Here is a 20,939-nt window from a genome sequence, read left to right as displayed (position 1 = left end):
TGTTGGCGCAGTTCCGCCCCTTTTCAACAAAAAATAAAACAGCCCAACCAAAATGGCTGAGCTGTTAAGTTCAGTTGTCATTATCTTTTTACTACGTTTGATGCTTGAGGACCGCGAGCACCTTCAACTACTTCGAAAGATACTTCTTGGCCTTCTTCTAATGTTTTGAAACCTTCAGATTGGATTGCAGAGTAATGTACGAATACGTCGTTTCCGTCTTCTGCTTCGATGAATCCGAAACCTTTTTCAGAGTTAAACCATTTTACTTTACCGTTTTTCATTAAAAAAAATCCTCCTATTAGCTTTCAAAAAAGCCTTGTGTTAATTTTTAACCTATTTACAACGTATAGCTTTCCTTACATTACTCATCCAATCGTTTGGAAAATTGAATAAGTTTATTGCAAAAATCTAAACAGTTGCAAAGGCTGACTTAAATTTACCATTATTAATCACAATTGTCAAGTTGGACTTTTGATGTGAATGTTTTTTCGTTTAAAGTTTTAAGGAAGAATCCGTCAAAATAATTGGGTACTTTTCAGCTAATTGTCGATATTCTTTATCGGTTCCTTCTTCAAATCCTGGGATAGAAGTTGTGCAGTCTTCTAAAATAAATAAGGTATAGTCTTTATGATTGATCGATTCGAATCCTTCAACAATTTGTTTAACAGATTCTAACACGCAATGTGATTTAGCTTCTCCGCCAATAACAATCCGTTTGTATTCAGATAATTCTTGAATGAGCTGAGCATTCGATGAATCTTCGTTCGAGTATTCTGGTTTAATAATACCGTACATTTCTGTAATTGGATTAAGTCCTTTTACTATATATCGAACATTTCGTCCTTTGTATAAAGAATAAGCCAATAAGACATTTGATAATTGGGGTTCTATTGATGAACCAAATGTACCTTGGAGGCAATGAAATGGCCATATCATTAATTGTTTTTTACCAGCTGATTCTAAACCTTTTAAATACTCAATACTTTCTTTTTCAAAAAAAACAGGTTTCCAAATACCATCATCTATGTCTTTACTTGTGATGATTGTAAACGGTTTCGGATGTTCTCCTTGTGAATTTATCCACCATGTCGGATGAAAGATTTGATTTGTGGCATGTGTATCTAAGCTCATGTAGATATCATCAATCGCATCAGCGTTTTCGTAAATGAACCGTGCAAAATTCGTTACATCTGAAAAAGAATTTGGAACGGGAAGGCTGCCGTTTTCTAAAAAATCATTTTGATAGTCAATCCCTAACAAAAGGACATCCTTTTGATTTACAGAATCGCGATTTCCGTTAATATGATCGAACGCTAATGGCGTTGCTTGTCCAACTTTATCTTTTTGAAACCAATGTTCAAATGAACCTTTCATCATAAACACCCCTTTTGGGTGTTATTATTTTACATTGTTTTTATAATGTCAATTTAAAAGCGATGAAAAAGATAAAATAGTTCAAAAATTTCATAGTATTAAAGGCTCATTTTTTGGAATGACGGCTCATAAATTCATATAAGGGCTCATTTTTCGAAATAAAGACTCATATCTTCAAATAAAGGCTCATTTTTCGAAACGACAGCTCATATATCTAAAATTTAGAATGTCATCGCCTTCTAAGTATAATTAAGAATTTCAAAATACTCCTCATCCAACATTTTGTTGCAAATCCCCCAATAATAACCGAAAACGTTTTTAATTTTTGTCTTCTTAAGTTTCATGTTCCGAACTAGCTGTTTGAATGCTTTAACAGCCAATTCAAGCTTGTCCTCTTCAGTGTAATAAGAAAGGCATCGAGTGCTTACATGAACAACCTTGTAAAATTCCTCGATCGTCCAAGCATCATCGTAGAAGCATTTCACAAGGTTCGTAAACGAAGAAGGGATTTTATTACTGACGAATGAAGAGTTTAACGCCATTGTACGTTTATTTTTTAGATTGATAGTTTTATTCTTTGATGGTTTCTTATTAGGTGCGTCAATTGATCCTGCTTCAGCTGCTTCATTTAAAATAGGTTCCGTTTCTTGCTTTGTTGGGTATTTTTGAAAGACATAAACACTGTGACCTTGTCTGCCATTTTTGGACTGAGTATGAATGATGTGAATTAAGCCAAACTTTTTCGCTTTTCTTAACATACGTTCAAATGTTGAACGGCTAATCCCACCCATTTCAGAATGTTTATGGGTAGCTGATACAATTGATTGAATCTTCGCATTGCAAACGCCAGGAATCTTTGCAGAAAAGCGTACAAGCCTCTTTAATGCGATCGTTTCACTTTTCGTAAACTGATCCTTCAAATCTGTCATCCACTGTTCAAAATGATTATTGAAATCCTTCAAATCCCGAAACTGTGAAAGTTCTTTAAATTGTTCAATATTTCCCGATTTCATAAAAAAATGCCCCTTTCTTTCTTGGGGCATATTCCTACAAATTAATAAGATTTTTAATCAACACTTGTATTGCCGCCCCAACTTCTTTCCACTCGTTATATATAAAGAAAGAAGACAAAAGGACATGGTTCCAAAAACTTTGAAGGCATTGTTCCGATTCAATCATTTCCTTGAAAGGTTTACGTATTACCTTTATAATAATGTTTGTCTCAAATATTGGGGCTGAACGGGGTACTGGTGTCCCCCACGGTCTTCAAAACCGCTTGAGAGGCGCGTGACGTCTCTGGTGGGTTCGATTCCCACGCAGTCCCGCCATTTGACCTTCAAACATGACCTCTGTTTTAGGACATCGATTTAGATAGTCAAAAAACTGATTTAACACTCACACCCCCCATTCCATAAAACTTGTCTTAAAAGCCCCGAAATGACTATAATAGGATGATAGAAATTGTTTGAAAATTTTTTTGTAGGTGAATGCAATGCTTGAAGGCTGGTTTTTATGGTTTATTTTATTCTGGATCGTCGTGCTCATTTCTTCTTTTGCAATCGGCGGATTCTTTATGTTCCGCAAATTTTTAAAAAGACTGCCAAAAGAAGATGGAAAGTCAGAACTGGATTGGGAAGAATATTACGTCAATGAGACCCGGCATTTGTGGAAAGAGGAACAGAAAGAACTTCTTGAAGATCTGGTCAGCCCTGTACCAGAATTATTCAGGGATGTTGCAAGGCAAAAAATTGCCGGTAAAATCGGCGAACTTGCTCTTAAAGAAAAGGCCGATCAAATTACAGAGGATCTTATCATACGGGGATACATTATTGCCACACCAAAGCGTGACCATAAATTTTTGCGGAAAAAATTATCAGAAAAGAACATCGATCTTTCGCCATATGAACATTTATTTTAGAACTGCCTGAATAAGGGCAGTTTTTTATTTCCTTTTTCAGAATACGAAGCCTTAGAAACAAGAGACGATCGAAACAATCCTTCATTTCTCTCTAAAATAAAAAAACCGGGCTGAGAGTCAGACTCCTCCAAATACAGAGGGAGTCAGACTCTTATGAATAAGCCCCATTTTAAATCATTTTTGTATTTGTTGATCCATTTAATTGATTATACAGTTTTTTGTAATTTACGTACATGGCAACACGCCAAGGCACGATCATTCCATACGCAAGAATCCAGAACATTCCACTCAGCTGACCATAATCAATTTGTGAACTTAAAATTGATTTGATAATAATCCTGATAATAAGCAAACCGATAAGGATAAAAATAAATGCTTTTGACCGCTTTAAATAAATTTCATCATCGCGAATTTCAAATGTGGATGTTTTGATTAATAAGATCGAAAACAGCATACCGACCGATAATGCTTCCAATATTTCCATCGGAGTTACCCGGAACTTTGGAAATAAAAACATGAGCGCACCTGTGCTCATAAAAATCGGCGGTAAAATGATTTTTTTTACTGTGACCGGTTTTTTTGCGGCTTTTATCCGGATGAATATAACAAGTACAGCCATTCCAATCGCTGCAATTGAAGAAGCAATAACCATGTTCATAAACCGTCATCCCTTTTAAGCATTTTTGGATTTGCACTATCATTATATCGTAAACAAGCTTTTTTTGAAAATGATAATGAACATAATAAACAAGTGTTCAGAATTCTAAACATTTCCAGCAATCTCTTACATTTACAACCAAAAAAAAACCATTTAAGAACATCTTAAATGGCTAATTTCTATTATAAAACTCTGTTAATTGCATCAAGTACTCGCGCTTCGTCAAACGGCTTGACGATAAAGTCCTTTGCCCCCGCTTCGATTGCTTCCACAACCATTTTTTGCTGCCCCATGGCAGAACACATGATCACTTTCGCTTGTGGAAACTCCTTTTTAATTTCTTTGACAGCCTCAATTCCGCTCATTTCCGGCATCGTTATGTCCATTGTGACTAAATCGGGATTCAACTGGCGATACAATTCAATCGCGTCTTTTCCGGTCTCGCCTTCTCCAACGACTTCATGATTTGCTTTTTTTAATATATTTGATAACGTAATTCTCATAAATTTGGCGTCATCAACAATTAATATTTTTGCCATCGCTGCTCCCCCTCGACACTCACAACGAATGTATATCCATAGAAACTTGCAGTTGTAACATACAAATAGACAAATATCTTTCTCAAAAGCACACATATTACAATATATCGAATCTTAGAAAAAATTTCAATTCAAAGATTGCGACAAATTTCGTAAAATTTCACGAGAATTTAATAATTGTTTCATGAGACTCGAAGGGGATTTATGATAAAACAACGGCTTGTTATAAATCAAAAAGAGTTCTTATTTATTAAAAATTAAAAGCCGGTATATCCTCCAAAAACACTAGTAACAATCGAAATCATTTTCGTCATCCAATTAAAAAATAAAATAATTCCCATTACGATCATGATATAGCCTCCAATCTTCATGATCGTAACATTATGCTTTTTAATCCATTGCAGTTTTCCAATGAAAAAGGACAAAACAAAAAATGGAATAGCGAAACCTAACGTATATGCGATCATGTACAACAGGCCTGAACCTGGATTAGAAGCAGCCAAAGCAAAGACTGACATTAAAATCGGTCCTGTACAAGGCGTCCAGCCTGCGGCAAACGCCATTCCGATAAAAGCAGAACCAATGTATCCCGATGGACGATTTTTAAATTCAAATCGCCGGTCCTTCATCATAAATTCAGGATTCAAAATTCCCACAATCACTAGGCCAAAAAATACAATAAAAATAGCTCCAATCTGCCTGATTAAGTCCTTGTACTCAGCAAAAAATTGACCGATAAAAGATGTTGTAAATCCGATCGCAATAAAAATTACGGAAAACCCTAACAGAAAAAATAATGTATGAACCAAACTCCGCCTTTGAAGCATCGCATTTTCTGTTTTGATTTCCCCTACCGACATCCCGGTAATATAGGAGAGAAACGCCGGATATAACGGAAGACAGCAAGGAGAAATAAAACTCAAAAATCCTGCACCAAGAGCAATAAACACATTAATATCAGACATTTGAACATCTCCTGTATACATGATTCCTACTCATTCTAACAAATCTTATGATGAAAAGATAATAATTAAGATGTGAACATTTTTTGTCTTTTGTTTTAAGATTGGACATCTTAATACAATGCTAAACAAGGTTCTTGCTCAAGCAGATTAACATTTTTATTTTGTTAGCGCTGCTTCGCCCCTTTTCTACAAAAAAATACACAAATTGGACAAAATTTTCTTTTGAATTAATTACCAAAATCCGTTATACTGTAATAGACTTAACAATTTTTTCTATTATATATCATATTTTTACATAGACGTAATATTATAAGTCTTTTAATAGTTTTGAATAAAGATCGATCCAAGCATTTACGAAAGGAAAATCAGCCGTGACGAAACAAGACCTGCTTTCATTAATTGAAAAAAAACGAGCTGAACTCATCCAAGTGGTATCAAAAAACGGCCTTAATTCGTCTGTTGCAATTAAACATAGCCAAGAGCTTGATATCCTTTTGAATGAGTATAACCGCACCTTTATAAAAAAAATCCAGACAGTCAATTAGCAACAGCACGGAAAAATCTTGGCTGTTGTTTTTTTGCTCGTATTTCTTTAATTGACTGCGTCTTCAAGATGATCAACCAATCCATTTTGCAGCAAATACATTTTATGGTAAAGTCCTCTCCTTGCAAGCAACTGCTGGTGTGTACCTCTTTCTACAATTTCCCCTTGGTGAAGAACGAGAATTAAGTCTGCATCCTGGATCGTAGACAGACGATGAGCAATTGCTATCGTTGTTCGGCCTTTTCTCATTTTTTCCAGCGCTGTTTGAATGGCTTCTTCTGTTTCCGTATCAATATTAGCTGTTGCTTCATCTAGGACAAGTATTTTGGGGTTCGTCGCAATGGTTCTCGCAAATGCGATTAGCTGCCGCTGTCCGCTTGAAAAAGTCGCTCCTCTTTCAACTACTTCATGCTCATATCCATTTTCAAGCTTCTCGATAAACGTATGAGCCTGAACAAACCGTGCTGCTTCAATTACTTGTTCATCTGTCAAATATTTGTTATAAAGTCGAATATTATCTTTCACATTTCCAAAAAACAAAAATGGGTCCTGCAAAACAAGTCCAATTTTTGTCCTGATTTCTTCTTCCGGATAGTCTTTAATCGACCTTCCATCAATAAGAATTTCTCCTCGCTCAAATTCATAGAATCGCATGAGGAGGTTAATGATTGAGCTTTTGCCGCTGCCCGTATGTCCGACAAGTGCCACCGTTTCTCCCGGTTTTGCTTTGAAGGATATATTTTTTAAAACATCCCTAATTCCGTCATAGGAAAAGCTAACGTTCCGAAACTCAATTTCCCCGTCTTCAATCTTTAAGGTTGACTCCCTGCCCTGAGAAGGAGCAAGTTCCTCTTCATCCAAAAGCTTAAAAACACGAGAGCCTGCGACAATTGCCTGTTGAAATAACGATAGACGCATCATCATATTATTTACAGGTTCAAAGAAACGGTCTAAATAATTGATAAACGCATAAAGGACACCAATTTCAATTCTGCCGGCAAATGAAGTAATTCCAAAAAAGCTCAAAACTATGATCAGCGCTAACGTATAAACCAAATCAATTGCAGGCCTTAAAAGCAAACCATCGATTTTAATATTTCGCATCCCTGCCTGATAATGTTTTTCATTAATCTCCCCAAATTCTTTTCTCAACCGCTGTTCTTGACGAAACACCTGGATGATCGCCATGCCCTGCAAAGATTCACTTAATTTCGCATTGAGTTCACTAAGACGTTCACGCACCTCCTGATAAAAAATCGAACTATATTTTCTGTACGTCCTCATGATCATATATATAATAGGAAGGATCACGATACAAAACAAGGCTAGTTTCACATTCAGAATAAACATGGCCACAAATATTCCTGTTAAAAGAAAGAAACTCTGAATAAAAGTGACGATAACCGTAACGAACATATCCTTAATTGCTTCTGTATCATTTGTTACCCTTGAAACGATACTGCCGGCAGGTGTTTTATCAAAATATTTTAGTCCAAGTGCTTGAACCTTTGAAAAAACATCGATTCTGAGTTGTTGAATAATTTTCAAGGCAATTTTTTGAAAGGTAAGCAATTGAAAATAAGAGACAAGTACATTTGCTATTTGAAGAACTAAAAAGGCTGCTCCGAGGACGAACAAAGGCTTAAATAAAAGATTTCTAGGGGTTAAATAGTCGTCTATAAAGATTTTCACCAGGATCGGGCCAAGAATTTCCCCTGCCGTAGTCAATAACAAAAGACAAAAGGCAAAAATAATGGTTTTCGAGTGTGGTTTTGTATATGAAAGTAATCGAAATAATACTTGACGTTGTTCCTTGCCGTTCATCGATTGGATTTTTTCCATTTCCTTATCCTCCATGTTCCACTAATTCTTCAAGCTGCTGCCGCAAGTACATTTCCTTATACCATCCTTCTTCAAGCATGAGTTCCTCATTGGTACCGCGCTGAGCAATTTTACCGTCTTCTAGAACAAGAATGAAATTTGCATGTTGAATAGAACTTATACGATGGGTTGTTATGATTGTTGTTTTCCCTTCTCTGTTTTCTTTTAAAGCAGTAAGAATCGCTTCTTCTGTCTTAGCATCGACAGCTGAGAGAGAATCATCAAGAATCAAAACCTCAGGATCCATTAATAAAGCTCGCGCGATCGAAATTCGCTGTTTCTGTCCGCCTGATAAAGAAACTCCACGTTCTCCAACCACCGTTTCATACCCTTCAGTAAATTCAAGAATATCCTGATGAATATTAGCTGTTTTCGCTGCTTCAATAATCTCTTCTTTTGAAGCATCAGGTTTTCCAAATGCAATGTTTTCACTAACTGTTGCCGAAAATAGAAAATGGTCCTGTGGAACATAGCCAATGGCTTCTCTTAAAGATTGCAGCTTATAATCACGCAACGGCGCATTCCCGAAAAAAATAGTTCCATCATAACCTTCAAATTCACGAATTAAAAGCTTTAACAACGTTGTTTTTCCTGCACCTGTTTTTCCAACAATCCCTACTGTTTCCCCTTTTCTGATCTTAAAGAAAATATCCCTTAAAACCGGTTTCTTTTCATTAGGATAAGAAAAAGAGCGGATTTTGTATTCAATATTCCCAGTCGGAACGATTTCTAGAGCATCTTCGTTTTCCTCAATCTCTCCTTTTTCACTAAGCAAAGCAGAAACACGATCATAAGACGCCCTTCCTCTTTCTACAATATTAAACAGCCATCCGAAAGCAAGCATCGGCCAAATGAGCAAGCCAAGATATGTCGTAAAGGAAACAAGTTCACCTATTGATAGGACACCATTAAGGACATATTTTGCCCCGAATACGACCGATAAGAAAAACGAAATGCCTACAATGAGGGAAATAGTTGGATCATATAAGGAATCCACCTTTGCAACTAAAATATTCTTTTTTACCACATCTTCGGACATATTTCGAAAATCTTCAATATCCTCTTTTTCTTGGCCAAACGTCTTAATTACTTTGATTCCTGTTATACTTTCTTGTGTTTTATCATTTAAAGATGAAAATGCTTCCTGTGCTTTATGGAAATACCTATGTAAAAGCGTTCCGTACCAGTTCGTTAAAAGCGCCATAAAAGGCATAGGTATTAAAGCGATAAGGGTCAGCTTCCAGCTGATTGTAACTGCCATGGCGATAATAACAAAACCGCCTGTCGAAAGCGAATCAATAAGTGTAAGGACTCCGAGACCGGCAGTTTGCTGAATCGCCTCCAGATCATTCGTTGCATGGGCCATCAAATCTCCAATGCGCCGCTTTTGATAAAAAGATTGCGACATATCCGTAAAATGTTTAAATAACTTATCTCTCAATAACCGCGAAAGTTTTACAGCAGATCCAAATATCATGACTCGCCAATAATAACGCAATACATACATGATAAGACCTGCCATTATTAAAACGCTGATCCATTTGATAAGCATCCAGCCTGTTAACGTGCCATTCACTATATGGTCAACAACAATGCCAATAATCTTTGGGGGGACAATCTCTAAAAAAGCTACTGCCAAAAGCAGCAGTGCACCTGTAAAATAAGCTTTTTTTTCCTGCTTAAAAAACCACATCAAATCAATAAATACTTTCATTGTTGTTCCTCCGCTGAAATACATTTAAAGCTTTTCATTATTAAATGCTTTTCTAGTTTATCAAAAATTTCTAAAATAAGGAACATTATTACATTTATATTTTCTGATAAGCGAAAAAGAAATGAAATATTCTTTAAGAATAATTTATATTTTTTAACAATTTTTTCATCTTCTCTCATGTTATAATTTTCATATATCCTACTCCAAAAACAATAAATCGGCGAAAGACAATTATGACAAATTGTTTAGAACAGGTATGATTTCCGCCAGAAGACAAACATATCGATAAAAACAGAAAGGAAGTGATTATATGAAAGGATTAGTTGAACGTTTTAAAGGAGATATAGTAGTAGTTGAGATAAATGGGAAAACCAGGGAATTATCCAAAAGTTTATTTCCTGCAGAAATTGAAATTGGTGACGTAGTGGAGATTGTTGGAGATAAAATAATCATACTTAAAGAAGAAATGGATCAACTACGTTAAAATGTTAAAAATTTGATAAAAGAAGATTTGGAAAATTAGCCCTCTCGAATGTATCGAAGGGCTAATTTTATTTTTTCTTTTGCTTTCAATAGAGGAAAATTTGAAGGAATTTTTTATTGGGGAAAATTTTTCAGTAAATTCATTTATTTTCTTCTATGCGGGTATAAAATCATCGCTATACGCAAAACTATTTTGACAGGTATTACAACGATTTATCATTGGAGGTAATAATTTTGAATGGAAACGCATCTCGATTATCTTCTTCTGAAATTGCAAGTTTATGGATGCAATATTTGCAGGAAACTTCAGCGGTTTGTGGTTGTAAATTTGTACTGGCAACGATTAAAGATCCTGAAATTCGTTCAGTTTATCAATTATCGCTTGATTTATCAAAAAAGCACATAGAAGAAATAAAAGCTATCTTTCAAAAGGAAGATTATCCTATACCTATTGGTTTTACAGACGAAGACGTAAACTTAAATGCTCCTCCACTGTTCACAGATTATTTTTGGTTGGAATATATTTACAATATGACAATTCATGGACTAACTGGACATAACTTGTCGTTTAGTGTTTCGATTCGTAAAGACATTCGGGATTTTCACTATCAATGTAATCTCGATGCGATGAATGTTTATAATAAATCAATTGATGTTCTTTTATCCAAAGGACTTTTTGATAGCCCCCCTAGTTTTACTATTCCAGATACAAATGAATTCATTTCCGATGTTAGTTATGCAGTTGATATAATCGGAAAACGAAGAAAGTTAAATTCAGTTGAATGTGGAAATATTTTCTTTAATTTAAAGAAAAGTATTGTAACAAAAGCGGTTTTACTCGGTTTTATGCAAGTTGCAAAGAATAAAGAAGTACGTGATTTTATGGAAAAAGGTGTAAAATTAGTAAACAAACACATTCGCATCTTTTCTTCTATCTTACATGAAGAAAATCTGCATTCTCCTCCTTTATTAGATAATCAAGTTACAAATTCTTTAATCTCACCTTTTTCAGATAAATTTATGATGGCACAAAGCGGGTTTTTATTTAATACGGCAATGTCTTATTATGGAACCGCATTATCTACCAGTATGAGGGCAGATATAATCGGTCATTGCGAGGCATCCATTTTCAGAGATTTGAAAATGAGTGCGATTTGCGGAAACATTATGATCAAAAACGGATGGCTGGAAAAACCTCCAGAAGCCAGCAGTAGACAACAATTACCTATTTGACATAATAATCTTTTTTCATTTTTGTGAATCATTCGGCTAAACAATCATTAAAGACCACTTTCTTCATTGGCTAAATTACCAACGAGTTGAGTGGTCTTTGCTAGTAAATAAAAAGATTCACAATTTTTTAAATAAAAAATATCGGGGAAAGATTCACTAAATTCTCTTCTCATTCATCTTTTCGAATGAATTGCTTTGATCAAATGAGAAAACCTTATTTATTAGGACTTGTGCTTGTCCAATTATTTCAATTGCTTATTCATGGCGTTCATCATTTGATTAATTTTCTTTTGTGACGGTTTCATTCCCATCTGCATCATCATCATTTTTAGCATTTGCTCATTAATTGGCGGATTTTTCTTTAAGTAGCTCATCATATATTTTCGAGCAATGAAAAATCCTAGTGCTACACCGGCCAAAAGTGCCAGTATACCAACTAGAATGAGATTCCACATACCATATTTCCTCCTTCATGTTGTCTAAAATACAGTGTACTAAACCAAACGTAATTATACAATATTTGATTTACATTTCCCAGAGTTAAACAGATTTTCTTTCTTTTATAGGTTTTAGCCATCCGTACTTGTGATGGTCCAAGTCTACAGCTAAAAAAGATGATTCACATTTACGAAGCACTTCAAAAAACTCCGTTTCCGCATCATAGCTGCCTTTTGAGTCCAATTTTAAAAATCGATCGTTAACTTCAAGCCTGGCCCAACTGCCACTGCTGCCCTTTTTTATGTAGTAAACTCCCTCTTCTATGTGAAAATCTTTGTTTTTATTTAACTTTTGATGGATCAGTTGTTGAAGGCGCAACTTTGGAATAGGCTTGGTTATATAGTTGATCTGCATTTCAAGAATGGTTCTGAGATTTCCAATTGAACACTCGTACTCCTTAAACAATTGATAAAACATTCGCTCTCTTCCAAAATAATGAAATGCAAACTCATCTTCTATTAAATAAAGTGTATACGTTCTCAAAATTTCCCCTCCTTATTGACAACCTCCTATAATTCATTATAAAAAAGGATAACAGCAGGGTTTGTCTTTTTCTGTCAGAGAAAAAAGCAAGTTTTGTCGAATTCTAAAATTTCTAAATATTATTATAAAAAAAGGATTCGTTTATTGCTACTTTGATTTTTTTCTTTAATAAAAAAAAGAGAGCGTGATCCGCTCTCTTTCGAAATTTATATTATTGTTTAAGTAAAGCTTTTACTTTTGCAACAACATTTTCTACATTAAAACCATATTCTTCCATAATTTTTTCGCCAGGTGCCGAAGCTCCGAATTGGTCAATTGACAATACGTCTCCCTCATCTCCAGCATAACGGTGCAAACCTAACGATGAAGCCATTTCAATCACTAAACGTTTCTTAACATTTTTAGGAATAACACTTTCTTTATACTCCTTGGACTGTGCCTCAAAACGATCCCACGAAGGCATACTAATAACAGATACGTGAATTCCTTCTTCCGCAAGACGAGCTTGGGCTTCCACTGCAAGACCAACTTCTGAACCAGAAGCTAGGAGCAACGCATCAGGAGTATCTTTGTCTGCTGGCGACACAACATATGCACCTTTTGAAACCCCATCGTAAGCTTTTTCAGCTGATCCTTTTAATGTAGGGAGATTTTGGCGTGAAAGAACTAAAGCAGTTGGCTTATCTTTTGATTCAACCGCCAATCTCCATGCAGCAGCTGTTTCATTTCCATCGGCAGGACGGATGACAGAAAGATTTGGCATTGCCCGTAAAGATGCAAGATGTTCAACTGGTTCGTGTGTTGGTCCGTCTTCTCCGACAGCAATACTGTCATGGGTAAATACGTATATGACAGGAAGTTTCATTAAAGCTGCTAAGCGAATAGCCGGACGCAAATAATCAGAGAAAACAAAGAAAGTGCCGCCAAATACTTTCAATCCGCCATGGAGAGCCATTCCGTTTAGAGCTGCACCCATTGCAAACTCACGAACACCGAACCAAATGTTTTTTCCTTCAAAAGATTCCGGTGAATAATCCCCTGCCCCTTTAATCGTTGTTTTATTAGAACTAGCAAGATCTGCCGAGCCTCCGATAAAAGAAGGAAGGTTTTTCGCAATCGCATTTAACACTTCACCGGATGAAGCACGGCTTGCAAGGCTTGTTCCTTCTTTATAAACAGGGATATCTTTATCCCATCCTTCCGGAAGTTCTCCATTTATTGCCTGTTCGAGCTGTTTTCCTAATTCAGGATATTCTCTTTTATATTGTTCAAATAACTCATTCCATTCTTGCTCTTTTGCTTCTCCTCGTTCTAAAACTTGTTGTTTAAAATGATCATAAACTTCCTGAGGAACATAGAAGTCTTCTTCGAAAGTCCATTTGTAAGCCTCTTTTGTAAGCTTTCGTTCTTCAGGACCTAGAGGAGAACCATGAATATCTGATGTTCCGGACAAATTCGGAGATCCATAACCAATAATGGTTTTTACTTCAATTAATGTTGGACGGCTTTCATCTTGTTTTGCTTCTTCAATTGCTTTCGCAATGGCTTCGAGGTCATTTCCGTCTTCTACTCGGATATATTGCCAGCCGTACGATTTGAAACGCATTTCCACACTTTCAGAGAAAGAACGGTTAAGTTCTCCATCCAAAGATATATCATTGGAATCGTATAAAACAATTAAGCGGCCCAATTTTAAATGACCGGCTAAAGAAGCTGCTTCTGCAGAAACACCTTCCATTAAATCACCATCACCACATATACTGTATGTATAATGGTCAATAATCGGATATTTTTCCTTATTATATACCGCTGCCAAATGACGCTCAGCCATCGCCATTCCAACTGCCATAGCAATACCTTGTCCTAACGGCCCAGTTGTTGCTTCAACTCCAGGTGTATGACCGTACTCAGGATGACCAGGTGTTTTGCTGCCCCATTGGCGGAATTGTTTAAGATCATCAATGGTCACGTCATATCCTGACAAATGAAGCAAGCTGTATAAAAGCATGGAACCATGACCTGCAGATAGAACAAAACGATCGCGGTTAAACCAATTAGGATTCTTTGGATTATGGTTCATATATTTTGTCCAAAGAGTGTATGCCATCGGTGCAGCTCCCATCGGCATACCCGGATGTCCAGAGTTAGCCTTATCAATCGCATCGATGGAAAGTGTACGTATCGAGGTTATTGATAAATGGTCAATTTTATCAAACAATTCTAACCACCCTTTCAATATTTTAATTCTTCTTTTATTTTATAGTTTTTGAATTTTTTATACAATAAAGAAATTTTTGTGTCAACTATTTGTAGGAGGTATTTTTTCACACATGATCATGTAAGCGGAATCAATTTTTATTTTGTTTCCACACTTGCCATTGATAGAAATGTAAAAAGAATAAACTTTTATAAAAAAAGGTTTTAGCTCTAGCAGAATAACATTTTTATTTTTGTTAGTGCAGCTCGCCCCTCTTCCACAGAAAAAGGACTGGCACCAAGAGCAAGAATGACTTCCTGCAGGCCAGCCCCATTGATCATATGATCATTAATGCAAACGATCCTTTTTTTGCAATTGTTTCAACTTTTCGGGAGTTACGTCATTACCCAATGGATCAACAATCGTAACACCTTTTAAGGTAGTTAGCATCGAAGAGCGGAATGATTCCAAATACTGGCGTCGTAGTTTTGACTGCTCTTTCGCCTCTTCTTCTGTCAAGCCAGATACTTTAGCCTTTTTAGCTAATGCATTAATCCTTGCAATTAATTCTTTCGACAGCATCTAAAAGCTCCTTTTCATCTATTTAAGCTAATGAACATCTTACTAAAGAAGTGAGCTCTTTACAAGGAATATGCTCTAATTGGATTCCATTTCCTTATATTCTTGATACCTTCTATGGACAGTCGCTTTTGAAACATCATAACCAAATCCTCTTAGTGTAGCTGCAATTTCTGCAAAAGTTAAGTCATTATTCCGGAGCCGAACAATTTCCTCGATTGGAACTTCTTTACGTTCTCTTCCGGCATTTTCGCCAATATTTTTAAGATTATTTTCCGGCCGATAGCCATTCTTAACTGCACGTTTCATGCCCCGTTTAATCTTAATATTATGTAATTTTCGCTGGTATTCTTCCACCATGCCAACAATTTTCAATACCATCGAATCAGCTTCTGATAATTGAAGCTCGCCATTATGAGAAATCGTGTACAATTTAACTCCTTCTTTTAAAATGCAATGCAACAAGACGATTTTCGTATTCCCTCTTCCAAGTCTCGTTTCATCCTGTATAAGTATTGCACTTATGTCCCTGTCCTCAATGATTGTTTCCAGGAGTTCCAGCATCCCTTCCCGCTCCAGTTCATACCCGCTTGCCTGCTCTTTAATCACTCTCTTAATATGAAACCCGTACTTTTCAGCAAGCTCTTTTAACTCTTCTTCCTGCCGTTTTAAGGACGTTTCCTGTGTTTCTTTTGTTGTACTCACACGGCAATAAATAATTGCCTTGTTTCCGTTTCTTTTCTCCATGTATTACTCACCTGCATAATTAGTAACTTCGACTTGTCCTTCAGATTTTTCCAATACAGGGATCACTAGTTCTTCACCTGGATAGATTTTATCACCATTAATGCCATTTGTTCTTTCAACCCAGCTGATAAACTCATCAGAGGACAACCCATGCCTGTTCGAATATTTTTCTGCTATAGTCCAAAGCGATTCCCCGTCTTTAACAGTTACCTTTAAATAACCTTCAGAATTGGCGACCTTTACATAATTGGCAAACAAAAGTGCTGCTGCAAGACTTACAATTACCAGAATAATAGCATATGAATATTGTTTCCAGATTTTTTTCATGAACAACACCCCTATACCGAATACATGTTCTGTTTGTTATTTAAAGTATAAATCGAACATTTGTTTTGTGTCAATAAAAAATTCGAACTTACGTTTGTATTTTTATGTAGTACATGCTATAATTAACACAACAATTTCGTATGAGGTGCGATTTTTATGGCAAAATTATCCAAAAGGCAGCAAGATATTTTGAATTTTATAAAAGAAGAAGTAAAAAAGAAAGGCTATCCCCCTTCCGTCAGGGAAATTGGTCAAGCGGTGGGGCTTGCTTCCAGTTCTACGGTGCACGGGCATCTAGCGCGCCTAGAAAGCAAAGGGCTTATCCGTCGGGATCCAACAAAGCCAAGAGCTATTGAAATTTTAGACATGGATGAAGCAACGCAAATTCCAAAAAACAATGTCGTAAATGTACCGGTTGTCGGTAAAGTTACAGCAGGGCAGCCAATTACCGCTATCGAAAATGTGGAAGAATTCTTCCCTCTTCCCGAACGGATGGTTCCGGCTGATGAGCAAATATTTATGCTAGAGGTTATGGGAGACAGTATGATTGAAGCCGGAATATTAGATGGGGATTATGTTATTGTAAGACAGCAAAAGACGGCAAATAACGGAGATATTGTAGTTGCAATGACAGAAGAAGATGAAGCGACAGTTAAAAGATTTTTTAAAGAAAAAGATTATATTCGTCTGCAGCCTGAGAATTCAACAATGGAACCTATTATATTAAAAAATGTCTCGATTCTTGGAAAAGTTATCGGCGTTTACCGCCAGATTCACTGAATTTTCCAAAAAGGCTGACTCAATCCAACATATTGACAAACACAAATAAAACCTTTCTATGTATCGTCAATGTTGGATGGAGTCAGACCCTGCTGAGTCAGTTTTTTTATTTATGCAAAGCTTGCAACTCTCTTATCTGCTAAAATAGTTGCAGTTTCTGGATAATTAGAAAGAACTATTTCCAAAATACAGAAAATTCGGTATTTTTATTCATGAAAATTAAAGTTTATTCAAGTTATAATGATAGTACACCAAGAATTGCCTAAGGTCCAAAATTTGACCTTTAGGAGTGTGAAGGAAAATGTCAGGAAACATTGTCTTCGCAGTATTGATTGGTGGATTTGTCGGTATGGTTGGTCATATAAGAAGGCGCGGCAAAATCATAAAGCCAAGAAGAACAAAACGTTTCATTTATTTAGGTTTTATAGAAGAAGTAGTTATGGGAGCACTGGCAGCTGTACTGCTCATCGTATCTTCAGACACTGATTCAATATTCAAAATTATTTTTATTTCTTTCGTTGCCGGCTTTGGAGGGGAAACGATCGTAAGAAGCTTGGATTTTTTTAAATCAGAAACAAAATCTGATCATTCGCTGGACTCATCCGCAGAAGATGCAAAAAATAAATAGAAGCTAAAATTATGTATTAATCTGTTGAATGTTCAACGGATTTTTTTTGCAATTGAAAATCATATTGATACTTGACTATAAAATGCCTTGATTCCACTAGCAACAAAGCTTTGATTAATAATTACTTCGGTTTTATCATCTATTTGGAAAAAGTATAAAATCCTCTTTTTTGGTTTAAAAAAGAAAGTGAACTGCATTAACCAAATGTATTAGAGGGGATCAACTGTAAATGGAAGATGTTTTGCATGCTGTCGCTAGAACTGTTATATCCTTCATCTTATTAATGTTCATAACCTTTTTAATCGGAAAACAAGTAAACCCCCACAAAAATTACTTCAGTTTCGCTCTGTCAATCATTTTGGGTTCATTCGTAGCAAATATGGGATTTGATGTGAATTTAAAATTTTTACCCATGTTAACTTCCTTTTTAGCGCTCTTTCTTATCTATTATTTAATTTCTTTCATCTCCTTTAAAAGTAGGGTGCTTCGAAAATGGTTTTCTGGTCAACCTACCGTAATCATTAATAGAGGGCATATTCTAGAATCAAATATGAAAAAATTAAGATATTCAATAGATGATTTGAATCAACAACTTAGAGAATTAGGAATATTTGATATCAAAGAAGTAGAATATGCATTATTAGAGGTTAGTGGTAATTTATCGGTTTTAAAGAAACAACAATATCAAAACACAGTAAAAAGTGACATATTAAAAACTGAATCAAAACAACTTAGCCTGCCTATAGAGCTAATTATAGAGGGAAAACTAATTGATAAAAATTTGACATTAAAATACAACAAAAATTGGATTGAACAGGAGTTAATAAAAAGAAAGTTATCTATTAATCGAATCCTTTATGCTGTTATCGGAACTGATGGAAAATTATATGTAGAACTATATAAAGATAATGCGCCTTCCCTTACTGACAAGTATTGAATAGATATCATCGAAAATTGGACCTGTTTTATATAAAATATATTCCTTAAGTGCATCAGCCAAACTCTCTTTTATGAAATCCATTGGTTCAAAGCGTAGATTTGTCGGAATTTTCCATTCTAATTCAGCCAGTCGATTAAGTTTGAATACTTGTGTGGCGGAGTGGTCAACTTCAAATACCTGAACTTGATTTAGGAGATCCAAACGACGAAAAGCAAAGGTATCCATCCCAGCCCCAAGTATCACATACTGCTCCACCCCTTGTTTCATAGCCTGATCAAGGTTGTCTTCGTATATCTTGGACGGCTAACGACACTAGCAACCCCATGGATTGCAGTAAAGACGGAAAGGTCTTTGTGGAATGGTCAGACCATGCCAAGTTACTTTCAGGAAAATAAACATGGAGAGCCCTAGAAAGTTCTTGTTCAATAAGTGCACGTGGTTTCCTGTGGTATCAAAATTTTTTCAGAAGTCTATATGACAAAAGGACAGATTAACCTAACCTGCCCTTTACATTTTAATAGATACCCCTACAAGAACATCCTACAATGATGAGTAAAACAAACAATACAACAACTAACGCAAAAGCACGTCTAATTCCATCACTCATTTTTTAAACACCTCCTATTACTTTGAATAATCAGTTTTTGCTCCTTCGAACTTCTTAACCAAAGAACATAGTGGAACCAATAATAATTAATAAAACAAACAATACGACGATTAATGCAAAATTACTGCCGATACCGCCGTAACCAGCACCGCCGTAACCAGCACCGTCGTAACCATAACCACCATAGCCAGCACCGTAAGATCCCCAACACATAACATTTCACCTCCTATTGTGATGATTAAGGAAGACTTTATAAGCAACCTCACTATAAAATATGTTTCAAAAAAGTATTCGATTGGACAAGAGTCACAAGAATAACAAATTCCACATTTGCTTTATATAATTCACTGATTTACGTTAAAAGTCTTGTTAAAAAATTCAATACTCGTTTTCTAACTTGAATTTTTTTGAAACAATCTGCAAAACAAAAATAAATAGAAGCATATGCATTTCGCATACACTTCTACCAATGAGGAGGTGGACTGCTGCATGGGCGGCGGATACATGCAGCTGAGTTTTATAGAGAGACTTCTATCCCTCGTACTATAAGATATGAAAAAAGAAGAAAAAGGTATGGACAGGTGTTGATTTAACTTTGGAATTTTAAGAAAATGGACGAACCAGGAATTTTTTGGTGTATTTGGATTATCTGGTGGAATACAATTTAAGTTTGGTATCTTCAAATAATGTTGTTCGAACTGTGTAATTCACTTAATTTACTTTTTTGTAATACTTACTTGGAAGCTTTTTTAAGCTAAGGAGGTTTTTCTTATGAAAGATAACACATTTATCCCAATCTTTGTGGCTTTTCTTGGTGCTTTAGCAGTTTGGGCAGCTGTGAATATCAAAAAGAAGAAAAATAACTCCTAAATAGTTGCTTTTTGAAGCACCTCTTTTTTTATATAGATCCGTATTATGCGCAATCTTTGTAATTTGCATTTAGACATTACGATTAAATACAGCTTCTGCAACCATCGACAAACCATATAAAATTGCTGAAGTGCTGGAATGCTCGGAAGATGAATTGTACATATAACAAGAGCCTCCTCAAACCGAGAAGGCTTATTTCAACTTCAACTCAATTTCATTTTCTTTACTTTCTCCATCAAATTCATCTTCTCCACCAACATGTGCTGACCATTTTAATTTTATCCATTCGATTTTTTCTGCATTTCCTCGTTTTAAGTACCAAATTACATTTCCTTCTTTAATAACACCTTTGTCAATTTCACCACCAATATGATCAGATACAAACATATCAGGCATGTCAATTTGCTCACCTGTACTTGTCACTAACACCGCTTGATCTGGATATGTAGTAAATTTCCCTACAGTGGTATTTTCAATTTGAAATTTTACCCCAACTGCTGATGTGGTAATTTGATTCCCATTATCGTCGATACCTGGAGCCTTATCACTTACTACAACTTTTTGTATGGTTGTTTTTAAGCCTTTGAAGTTATCAGACCATGTTGCATTTTCATAATACGTCCAAATGTCTTCTTTTTTCTTTTCACTTTGCTGCTTATCCTCATTTGTACTTTCCTTATTCGCGTTATCTCCTATCTTCGCTTTTAGCCTTTTCGTCTTCGCTTTGTTGAATCGTGTCCACATTATTACACGCTGCCAACAAAAGCAAGAATAAAGGAAATAATAAAAAATAACAAAAATAAATGAATCGTGGTACCTTTTCGTTTAATCACTTATTTCACTCCAAAGAGATAGATAAAACCATGGTGATAAATGATTTTCTTCTTAATTTTTTTATTCTTCTTTTTATATGATTTTGGTAAAAACACCCATTAAATTTTTAGATCTCACATCATTACTGAAACAAATAATGC

At 35.6% G+C, this 20,939-nt stretch carries 25 protein-coding genes and 1 tRNA gene; 8 read left to right on the top strand and 18 right to left on the bottom strand.

Features of this window, described 5'->3' with window-relative positions:
* Window positions 1-80: 80 nt before the first annotated feature.
* The 3 genes from BMMGA3_RS06605 to BMMGA3_RS06595 all read right to left on the bottom strand — a co-directional run bounded on the left by BMMGA3_RS06605 (window position 81) and on the right by BMMGA3_RS06595 (window position 2,387).
* Complete coding sequence (locus BMMGA3_RS06605; protein ID WP_003349260.1) at window positions 81-281, bottom strand: cold-shock protein; 201 nt, start codon at window positions 279-281, stop codon at window positions 81-83.
* 211 nt (window positions 282-492) lie between these two features.
* Window positions 493-1,374 carry a cysteine hydrolase family protein gene (locus BMMGA3_RS06600; RefSeq protein ID WP_038502123.1) on the bottom strand — a complete coding sequence of 294 codons (882 nt, stop codon included), beginning with the start codon at window positions 1,372-1,374 and terminating at the stop codon, window positions 493-495.
* Window positions 1,375-1,613: 239 nt separating this feature from the next.
* Complete coding sequence (locus BMMGA3_RS06595) at window positions 1,614-2,387, bottom strand: hypothetical protein (RefSeq protein ID WP_003349259.1); 774 nt, start codon at window positions 2,385-2,387, stop codon at window positions 1,614-1,616.
* Window positions 2,388-2,605: 218 nt separating this feature from the next.
* On the opposite strand from BMMGA3_RS06595, the gene BMMGA3_RS17800 reads away from it, so the two are divergent.
* Together BMMGA3_RS17800 and BMMGA3_RS06590 are read left to right on the top strand one after the other, a co-directional pair.
* Window positions 2,606-2,702, top strand: a tRNA-Sec gene (locus BMMGA3_RS17800).
* Window positions 2,703-2,866: 164 nt separating this feature from the next.
* Window positions 2,867-3,292 (top strand): DUF2621 domain-containing protein, encoded by a 426-nt coding sequence (locus BMMGA3_RS06590; RefSeq protein WP_003349257.1) that lies wholly within the window; start codon window positions 2,867-2,869, stop codon window positions 3,290-3,292.
* A gap of 169 nt (window positions 3,293-3,461) precedes the next feature.
* Here BMMGA3_RS06590 and BMMGA3_RS06585 read toward each other — a convergent pair whose 3' ends face one another.
* The 3 genes from BMMGA3_RS06585 to BMMGA3_RS06575 form a co-directional block, all read right to left on the bottom strand.
* Window positions 3,462-3,950 (bottom strand): CcdC family protein, encoded by a 489-nt coding sequence (locus BMMGA3_RS06585; RefSeq protein WP_003349256.1) that lies wholly within the window; start codon window positions 3,948-3,950, stop codon window positions 3,462-3,464.
* A gap of 182 nt (window positions 3,951-4,132) precedes the next feature.
* Window positions 4,133-4,489 carry a response regulator gene (locus tag BMMGA3_RS06580; protein WP_003349254.1) on the bottom strand — a complete coding sequence of 119 codons (357 nt, stop codon included), beginning with the start codon at window positions 4,487-4,489 and terminating at the stop codon, window positions 4,133-4,135.
* 257 nt (window positions 4,490-4,746) lie between these two features.
* Window positions 4,747-5,454: a cytochrome c biogenesis CcdA family protein gene (locus tag BMMGA3_RS06575; protein WP_003349253.1), complete on the bottom strand. Its 708-nt coding sequence runs from the start codon at window positions 5,452-5,454 to the stop codon at window positions 4,747-4,749.
* A 371-nt stretch (window positions 5,455-5,825) separates the two neighbouring features.
* Between BMMGA3_RS06575 and BMMGA3_RS06570 the strand changes: the two genes are divergently transcribed.
* On the top strand, window positions 5,826-5,999 hold the full coding sequence (locus tag BMMGA3_RS06570) for an aspartyl-phosphate phosphatase Spo0E family protein (RefSeq protein ID WP_003349251.1): 174 nt from the start codon (window positions 5,826-5,828) through the stop codon (window positions 5,997-5,999).
* A gap of 47 nt (window positions 6,000-6,046) precedes the next feature.
* On the opposite strand, the gene BMMGA3_RS06565 is transcribed toward BMMGA3_RS06570, so the two are convergent.
* Together BMMGA3_RS06565 and BMMGA3_RS06560 are read right to left on the bottom strand one after the other, a co-directional pair.
* On the bottom strand, window positions 6,047-7,840 hold the full coding sequence (locus BMMGA3_RS06565) for an ABC transporter ATP-binding protein (protein ID WP_003349249.1): 1,794 nt from the start codon (window positions 7,838-7,840) through the stop codon (window positions 6,047-6,049).
* Between the two features lie 4 nt (window positions 7,841-7,844).
* Window positions 7,845-9,593, bottom strand: coding sequence for an ABC transporter transmembrane domain-containing protein (locus tag BMMGA3_RS06560; protein ID WP_003349247.1), 1,749 nt, complete (start codon window positions 9,591-9,593; stop codon window positions 7,845-7,847).
* Window positions 9,594-9,903: 310 nt separating this feature from the next.
* On the opposite strand from BMMGA3_RS06560, the gene BMMGA3_RS17165 reads away from it, so the two are divergent.
* Together BMMGA3_RS17165 and BMMGA3_RS06545 are read left to right on the top strand one after the other, a co-directional pair.
* Window positions 9,904-10,077 (top strand): DUF3006 family protein, encoded by a 174-nt coding sequence (locus BMMGA3_RS17165; RefSeq protein ID WP_003349244.1) that lies wholly within the window; start codon window positions 9,904-9,906, stop codon window positions 10,075-10,077.
* 233 nt (window positions 10,078-10,310) lie between these two features.
* Window positions 10,311-11,309 carry a DUF3231 family protein gene (locus BMMGA3_RS06545; protein ID WP_003349243.1) on the top strand — a complete coding sequence of 333 codons (999 nt, stop codon included), beginning with the start codon at window positions 10,311-10,313 and terminating at the stop codon, window positions 11,307-11,309.
* A 242-nt stretch (window positions 11,310-11,551) separates the two neighbouring features.
* Here the strand turns inward: BMMGA3_RS06545 and BMMGA3_RS06540 are convergent, their stop codons facing one another.
* The 6 genes from BMMGA3_RS06540 to BMMGA3_RS06515 form a co-directional block, all read right to left on the bottom strand.
* Window positions 11,552-11,764 carry a YneF family protein gene (locus BMMGA3_RS06540; protein ID WP_003349242.1) on the bottom strand — a complete coding sequence of 71 codons (213 nt, stop codon included), beginning with the start codon at window positions 11,762-11,764 and terminating at the stop codon, window positions 11,552-11,554.
* A gap of 85 nt (window positions 11,765-11,849) precedes the next feature.
* The gene (gene sirA / locus BMMGA3_RS06535) at window positions 11,850-12,290 is read right to left on the bottom strand and encodes a sporulation inhibitor of replication protein SirA (protein ID WP_003349241.1); all 441 of its coding nucleotides are present in this window, start codon (window positions 12,288-12,290) and stop codon (window positions 11,850-11,852) included.
* Between the two features lie 211 nt (window positions 12,291-12,501).
* Window positions 12,502-14,508: a transketolase gene (gene tkt / locus BMMGA3_RS06530; RefSeq protein WP_003349240.1), complete on the bottom strand. Its 2,007-nt coding sequence runs from the start codon at window positions 14,506-14,508 to the stop codon at window positions 12,502-12,504.
* 327 nt (window positions 14,509-14,835) lie between these two features.
* Entirely contained in the window at window positions 14,836-15,069 is a 234-nt protein-coding gene (locus BMMGA3_RS06525; protein ID WP_003349239.1) for a DUF896 domain-containing protein, read from the bottom strand.
* A gap of 75 nt (window positions 15,070-15,144) precedes the next feature.
* Window positions 15,145-15,813: a YneB family resolvase-like protein gene (locus tag BMMGA3_RS06520; protein ID WP_003349237.1), complete on the bottom strand. Its 669-nt coding sequence runs from the start codon at window positions 15,811-15,813 to the stop codon at window positions 15,145-15,147.
* A gap of 3 nt (window positions 15,814-15,816) precedes the next feature.
* Complete coding sequence (locus BMMGA3_RS06515) at window positions 15,817-16,140, bottom strand: cell division suppressor protein YneA (RefSeq protein ID WP_003349234.1); 324 nt, start codon at window positions 16,138-16,140, stop codon at window positions 15,817-15,819.
* A gap of 156 nt (window positions 16,141-16,296) precedes the next feature.
* On the opposite strand from BMMGA3_RS06515, the gene lexA reads away from it, so the two are divergent.
* From lexA to BMMGA3_RS06500, 3 genes are all read left to right on the top strand, one after another.
* A complete protein-coding gene (gene lexA, locus BMMGA3_RS06510) occupies window positions 16,297-16,920 on the top strand; it encodes a transcriptional repressor LexA (protein ID WP_003349232.1) in 624 nt (207 codons plus the stop codon).
* Window positions 16,921-17,221: 301 nt separating this feature from the next.
* Window positions 17,222-17,548, top strand: coding sequence for a DUF4257 domain-containing protein (locus BMMGA3_RS06505; protein WP_003349230.1), 327 nt, complete (start codon window positions 17,222-17,224; stop codon window positions 17,546-17,548).
* A 229-nt stretch (window positions 17,549-17,777) separates the two neighbouring features.
* The gene (locus tag BMMGA3_RS06500) at window positions 17,778-18,485 is read left to right on the top strand and encodes a DUF421 domain-containing protein (protein WP_003349228.1); all 708 of its coding nucleotides are present in this window, start codon (window positions 17,778-17,780) and stop codon (window positions 18,483-18,485) included.
* On the opposite strand, the gene BMMGA3_RS06495 is transcribed toward BMMGA3_RS06500, so the two are convergent.
* From BMMGA3_RS06495 to BMMGA3_RS06490, 4 genes are all read right to left on the bottom strand, one after another.
* On the bottom strand, window positions 18,444-18,731 hold the full coding sequence (locus BMMGA3_RS06495; RefSeq protein WP_003349226.1) for a class I SAM-dependent methyltransferase: 288 nt from the start codon (window positions 18,729-18,731) through the stop codon (window positions 18,444-18,446). The two genes, BMMGA3_RS06500 and BMMGA3_RS06495, sit on opposite strands and share 42 nt — an antisense overlap.
* A gap of 271 nt (window positions 18,732-19,002) precedes the next feature.
* On the bottom strand, window positions 19,003-19,095 hold the full coding sequence (locus BMMGA3_RS17160) for a YjcZ family sporulation protein (protein WP_081485706.1): 93 nt from the start codon (window positions 19,093-19,095) through the stop codon (window positions 19,003-19,005).
* 54 nt (window positions 19,096-19,149) lie between these two features.
* Window positions 19,150-19,308 (bottom strand): YjcZ family sporulation protein, encoded by a 159-nt coding sequence (locus BMMGA3_RS17155; protein ID WP_003349225.1) that lies wholly within the window; start codon window positions 19,306-19,308, stop codon window positions 19,150-19,152.
* Between the two features lie 849 nt (window positions 19,309-20,157).
* Entirely contained in the window at window positions 20,158-20,709 is a 552-nt protein-coding gene (locus tag BMMGA3_RS06490) for a hypothetical protein (protein WP_003349222.1), read from the bottom strand.
* Between the last annotated feature and the right edge of the window lie 230 nt (window positions 20,710-20,939).

Origin of the sequence: Bacillus methanolicus MGA3 (assembly GCF_000724485.1) — a bacterium.
In the GTDB taxonomy this organism is placed as follows: domain Bacteria; phylum Bacillota; class Bacilli; order Bacillales; family Cytobacillaceae; genus Bacillus_Z; species Bacillus_Z methanolicus_A.
The sequence above is the reverse complement of the archived record's forward strand: the minus strand, read 5'-3'. Positions and strand labels throughout refer to the sequence as shown.